At 66.5% G+C, this 6,042-nt stretch carries 5 protein-coding genes; all 5 read right to left on the bottom strand.

The window, feature by feature from the left end:
• Positions 1–1,163, bottom strand: a 1,163-nt coding sequence (locus BUE42_RS28895) for a sulfate adenylyltransferase subunit 1 (protein WP_073468738.1), incomplete at its 3' end; no start/stop codon positions are given.
• Positions 1,163–2,146 carry a sulfate adenylyltransferase subunit CysD gene (cysD, locus tag BUE42_RS28890; protein WP_073468737.1) on the bottom strand — a complete coding sequence of 328 codons (984 nt, stop codon included), beginning with the start codon at positions 2,144–2,146 and terminating at the stop codon, positions 1,163–1,165. The genes cysD and BUE42_RS28895, both read right to left, overlap by 1 nt.
• A gap of 28 nt (positions 2,147–2,174) precedes the next feature.
• Positions 2,175–2,942 (bottom strand): sulfite exporter TauE/SafE family protein, encoded by a 768-nt coding sequence (locus BUE42_RS28885; protein WP_073468736.1) that lies wholly within the window; start codon positions 2,940–2,942, stop codon positions 2,175–2,177.
• An 87-nt stretch (positions 2,943–3,029) separates the two neighbouring features.
• A complete protein-coding gene (locus BUE42_RS28880) occupies positions 3,030–4,628 on the bottom strand; it encodes a methyl-accepting chemotaxis protein (protein ID WP_073468735.1) in 1,599 nt (532 codons plus the stop codon).
• A gap of 391 nt (positions 4,629–5,019) precedes the next feature.
• The gene (locus BUE42_RS28875; RefSeq protein ID WP_073468734.1) at positions 5,020–6,036 is read right to left on the bottom strand and encodes a LacI family DNA-binding transcriptional regulator; all 1,017 of its coding nucleotides are present in this window, start codon (positions 6,034–6,036) and stop codon (positions 5,020–5,022) included.
• Positions 6,037–6,042: the final 6 nt, after the last annotated feature.

The following is a 6,042-nucleotide window of genomic DNA, read 5'->3' as shown; positions in this document are numbered from 1 at the left end:
GTCTCGACGATCACATGGCCGATCTCGTTGACGGCGAGCTGGTTCGCGTCGATCGCCTCCAGCGTGTGGATGTCGAGCCGGCTCTCGATCGCGGTGATGCGCGCCTGCACCCAGCGGTTGCCGTGGCGCACCCAGTACTTGCGGCCGACGACGGCGGGTTCGGTGTCGAGCCACGCGAGCGTCGCGCTGAAGCGCTGCGTCTCGTGGATGGTCGACGGCGTCGAGATCCAGTCGCCGCGCGAGACGTCGAGCTGCCGGTCGAGCACGACGCCCGCCGACTGGCCGGCCTCGACCACGTCGACGACGTCGCCGGCCAGGCGCACCTCGGCGACCATCGCGGTCTGGTTGCTCGGGAAGACCTGTACCGTGTCGCCGGCCTTCACGCGGCCGTGGGCGACGCGGCCGTACAGCGTGCGCGGCTGGTTGCCGGTGCCTTCGCCTTCGCGCGACACGTACTGCACGGGGATCAGCAGGTCGCCGTCCTTGCGCTCCTGCAGCGCCGGCAGCGCTTCCAGCAACTGCAGCAGCGACGGGCCGTCGTACCAGTCGGCGGCGAGCGGTTGCGTGACGTTGTCGCCGCGCAGCGCCGACACCGGGATCACGCCGGCCACCGCGATGCCGGCCTGCTGCGCGAACGCCAGCAGCGCGGTCTTGGTCGCCGTGAAGGCCTGCGCCGGGTCGCTCACCGCATCGAGCTTGTTGACCGCGAAAACAATGCTCGGCACGCGCAGCAGGTGCGCCAGCAGTGCATGGCGGCGGGTCTGCGCGAGCAGCGGCATCGGGCTGGCGTGGGTGTCGAGCTTGGTGATGTCGACCAGCACGACGGCCGCATCGCTGCCGGCCGCGGCCGTCACCATGTTGCGGGTGTACTGCTCATGGCCGGGCGCGTCGGCGATGATGAACTTGCGCTGCTTGGTCGCGAAGTAGCGGTAGGCCACGTCGATCGTGATGCCTTGCTCGCGCTCGGCCTCCAGGCCGTCGGTCAGCAGCGACAGGTCGATCGGCGCCCCGGCGGCGCGCTTCTCGAGCGTGTCGAGCTGATCGGCCAGGATCGCGCGGCTGTCGAACAGCAGCCGGCCGATCAGCGTGCTCTTGCCGTCGTCGACGCTGCCGGCGGTCAGGAATCTCAGGGCGCGGTGGTCTTTCACTTGCGGCGTGCTCATCAGAAATAGCCTTCCTTCTTGCGGCGTTCCATCGACGCGTCCGACGTGCGGTCGTCCATGCGGGTCGCGCCGCGTTCGCTGACGGTCACCTTCAGCGTCTCGGCGACGATCTCGGTCGCGTTCGCGGCCGGGCTCTCGACCGGGCAGGTGCAGGTCATGTCGCCCACCGTGCGAAAGCGCACCTCGGCGGTCTCGACCACCTCGCCGGCCTCGGGCGGCGTCACCTCGGTCAGCGGCACCAGCAGGCCCTTGCGGCGGATCACCTGGCGGTCGTGCGCGTAGTACAGGTTGGGCAGCGGGATCTTCTCGCGGGCGATGTACAGCCACACGTCGAGCTCGGTCCAGTTGCTGATCGGGAATGCGCGCATGTGCTCGCCCGGCTTGATGCGGGTGTTGAACAGCGTCCACAGCTCGGGGCGCTGCTCCTTCGGCTGCCATTGGCCGAAGCTGTCGCGGTGCGAGAAGATGCGCTCCTTCGCGCGGGCCTTCTCTTCATCGCGGCGCGCCCCGCCCATCAGCACGTCGAAGCGGTGTTCCTCGATGGCTTCGAGCAGCGCGACCGTCTGGTGGCCGTTGCGCGACTCCAGCGGGTGCGACAGGCGCACCGTGCCGCGCTTGATCGAGTCTTCGAGGTGGCCGACGACCAGGCGCTCGCCCATCTCGGCGACGCGGCGGTCGCGGAACTCGATCACTTCCGGAAAGTTGTGGCCGGTGTCGACGTGCAGCAGCGGGAACGGCAGGCGGCCCTTGTACTCGCCGTCGGCGCCTTTGGTTTTGAAGGCTTTTTCGGCCAGGCGCAGCACCACGCACGAATCCTTGCCGCCCGAGAACAGCAGCGCCGGGCGCTCGAACGCGGCGACGGTCTCGCGCAGGATGAAGATGGCTTCTTCCTCGAGCCAGTCGAGGTGGGATTGATCGAGACCGGCTGTCACGCGCTCGGGCGTCACGCGTTCGCGAAGGGAGGGGTCATCATGCAGCTTCATAGGGTCCTTCGTCGCTGGGCGCCCGCGCTCAATGGATGACGCGGAGCCCGGCGGTCAACAGAGACACGCACAACAACCCGCGCGTCACTTTGTCTGGCAGGGATCTGATCAATCGCGCGCCCAGCCAGATGCCCGGCAGAGATCCGACCAGCAGGCTGGCGAGCAGGGACCAGTCGACGTTCCCAAGCGCCGCATGCCCCAGGCCCGCGACCAGCGTGAGCACCGCCGCATGGGCGATGTCCGTTCCAATCAGGCGTTGAATGGGAAGTCGCGGATAGAGGACGAGGGTCAGGGTCGCGCCAATCGCTCCAGCGCCAATCGAACTGAGCGATACCAGGACACCCAGCAGCAGTCCCGCCAGAACGGTCAAGGCCCGCTTGCGCGATGTCGTGAGCAAGGCGTCAAGCTTCAGTCCGAGCGCGTGACAAAAGGGACGACAGGCCACCGCGGCCGCCGTCATGAGCAGTGCCACGCCCAGCACCTGCATCATCAGGTGGCTGACCCCCTTCGTCATGCCGGTGTATCGCATCAGCATGATCGTGATGACCGTCGCCGGGATGCTGCCCAGCAGCATCCAGGCGACGATTCCGTAGTCGACGTGGCCTTGGCGGTGGTGGGCGATCGTTCCGTTGGTCTTGGTGATTGCGGCGAACCACAAATCGGTGCCGATGGCCAGCGGTGCGCTGAGATTGAAGACGCCCATCAGAAGCGGCGTCATGAGCGATCCTCCACCCACGCCGGTCAAGCCGACAATGGCACCAATCACGAATCCACTCGCCACTGCCAGCCAGTCCATGACATCCCGATCTTGAGGTGCCGGCCAGGGCCGGCACGGTGGCTTGCGATCCAGCCCGACGCTCAGGCAGCGTCGGATGCCTCTTGTCTAGGCGAAGCTGTGCTGTGGCGCGGCATCATGCCCGGCGACACGAAACACAGAGATCGCCACAGACAGCTTCTCGGCCTGTTGACGCAGGCTCTCGGCCGCTGCCGAGGTCTCCTCGACCAGGGCCGAGTTTTGCTGCGTGGTGTTATCCAGCTGCGCCACCGCCTGATTGATCTGGCCGACACTGGAGTTCTGCTCCGAGCTGGATTGCGTGATGTCGGCGATCAACTCGCTCACCTTGCGAACCTGTTGCACGGCCTCGTCGATGGTCTTGCGCGCCGCATTGACCTGCACTGTGCCGGCGTCCACCTTTTCCACACTGGTGGTGATCAGGCTCTTGATCTCCTTCGCCGCGTCCGCCGAGCGCCGGGCCAGGTTGCGCACCTCTGCCGCGACCACGGCAAAACCTCGCCCTTGCTCGCCGGCGCGCGCCGCCTCCACAGCGGCGTTGAGTGCCAGGATGTTGGTCTGGAAGGCGATGCCGTCGATCACCGTGATGATGTCGGATATCTTGCGGCTCGAATCCTGGATGCCCTCCATGGTCTCGACCACACGCTCGACCGCGCCGCCCCCTTGCCCGGCCACCTCGGACGCCCTGCCCGAGAGGAGGTTGGCTTCACGCGCATTGTCAGAATTCATCTTGACGCTGTCGGCCATCTGCTGCATCGACGCGGCGGTCTGCTCCAGGCTCGAAGCTTGCGACTCCGTGCGCGAGGACAGGTCAAGGTTGCCATGGGCAATCTGCGTCGCGGCGGTCACCACGGTGTCCACGCCGACGCGCACCGTGCTGACCATGCTGGACAAATTGGTCGTCATCAGATTGAGCGACCCCAACAGTTCACCGATCTCGTCACGCGACCCGATCCGCGCCTGGCGTGTGAGGTCGCCCTCGGCCACCGCTCGAGTGATGGTCACCGCTTCGCTCAGTGGTCGCGTGATCGACCGTGTGATCGCCAGCGCCGCAACCACGCCCACCAGCATGGCCGCTGCAGCCAGGCCTCCCAGCGTCCACAGCACGGCTTGGTAAGTTGCCCGGCCTTGCTCGATCATGCGCTGGGCATTCGCATCGCTGTGCGCCAGCCAGGCGTCCTTCGCCTTGATGAGGTTCATGTTGTCCACGCGAGCCTCCCCCAGCATGACGCCGACGGCCACGTCTCGCTGTGCCGGATCGTCGGGGATGGTGCGCGACGCCGCCATGACCTTCTCATTGGAACGCACGAAGGTCTCGAACCTGGTCTTCACTTCCTGCCAATTGGCGCGATCCTCATCGTCCTGGAACAGGGCGCGCGAAGAATAATCTTCCAGCACATTGCGTGCGGAATCGACCGACTTGGCGGTCATCAATTCGGCCTCCTTCTTCTGTTCTTGTTTGCCGAGAATGTGGAGGAACGAGCGGCGTCGCGCGTCATCGGCGCTGCGCATGAACTCGGTGACCAGCTTGTAGGACGCCATGATGTGGCTGTCGTAGTACTCGGTGTGCGCCTGCAGGCGATCAGCCTGCACCTTGGCAGTGAAAGCCAGGACAGCCAGCATGGCCAGCAAGACAGCGAAGCCGGCGCTCAGGCGCGTACCGATCTTCACATTGGACAGGAATTTCATTTCTTACTCCCTTTGGATAGATGCCAAAGCTATGTCACTACTATCGACAGGATGAGAGATTTATAGAGTCCGAAAAGACCGAATATTCACTCTCAATTGAGTCTCTGAGTGACTGTCCCTCTTCCTACATCAATCCGCTCAATTGACATGGATCAATGCTGAACAATTGCCCCGCGGGCATCAAGCTGTAGATGCCCCATCGAACGTGAAATGTTCGAGCGATTTGCAGATCGGAGTGGTCAGCGATTGAAAGATTATTTGGCGCATTAGGTATCTGACGCAGATGGCGCGGACATCGGTGATCGAAACAATTTATCCGACAAACGGTCCGTCGACGGAAGCCGAGCTCTGCCTCCCGCCGCGGGAAGTTCACCAGGGATGCGTCAGGCCTTCAACTGCTGGCGCGCTCGACGATCGAGAAGCCGACGTCGATCACGCGCGAGGCCAGCGCCTCGCCACAGGCGCGCGTGACGATGCACTGCGCGGCGAGGTCGCCGATCTGCCGCGGGTCGACGCGCACGCTGGTCAGCGCGGGCTCGAGGTCGGCTGCGAAGTTGAGGTCGCCGAAACCGACGACGGCCAGTTGCGCCGGCACCTCGATGCCCGCTGCCCGCGCCTCGGTCAGCACGCCGAGCGCCAGCAGGTCGGAGCTGCAGAACACCGCATCGGCCTGCGGCTGCAGGCGCAGCAGCTCGCGCAGCGCCGTGCGGCCATGGCCCAGGCGGGTCGGCGCGGGCACGTACTGCAGCACCGGCGCGGCGAGCCCGCGCGCCTGCGCCTCGGCGGCGAAGGCCTCGGCGCGGCGCCGTGCGCGCGGGTCGTCACCACCGATCACCGCGAGCCGTTGCCGGCCCCGGTCGGCGAAGAACCCGGCCACCGCACGCCCCACGGCCTCGTGCGAGAAGCCGACCAGCACGTCGATCGGATCGGGGATCAGGTCCCAGGTCTCGACGATCGGGATGCCCGAGGCGAGCAGCCGCTGCCGGCCCTGCGCGGTGTGCAACACGCCGGTCAGCACGATGCCGTCGGGCCGTCGGCCGATGATGTCGGCCAGCAGCTCGTCCTCGCGCGCCTCGCTGTAGCCGCTCTGCCCGACCATCAGCTGATAGCCGCGCTCGGCGAGGCCGGCGGTCAGCGCCTCGAGCGTCTCGAGGAACATCGGGCCCGACAGCGTCGGCACCACCGCCGCGACGAGCCGGCTGCGGCTCGAGCGCAGCGCGCCGGCCGCGCGGTTGGGCACGTAGCCGGTCTGCGCCACCGCGGCCCGCACCTTCTCGACGGTGCCGGCCGGCACGCTGTCCGGCCGGTTCAGCACGCGCGACACCGTCATCGCCGAGACGCCCGCGACGCGCGCCACGTCGTTGACGGTGATGCTGAGGTGCGAAGCCGTGGCGCGCTGCAGGGTCATCGGCGG

The organism is Rhizobacter sp. OV335, assembly GCF_900142965.1.
In the GTDB taxonomy this organism is placed as follows: Bacteria; Pseudomonadota; Gammaproteobacteria; order Burkholderiales; family Burkholderiaceae_C; genus Rhizobacter.
Note: the sequence above shows the minus strand (reverse complement) of the source record. Positions and strands in the feature narration are given on the sequence as shown.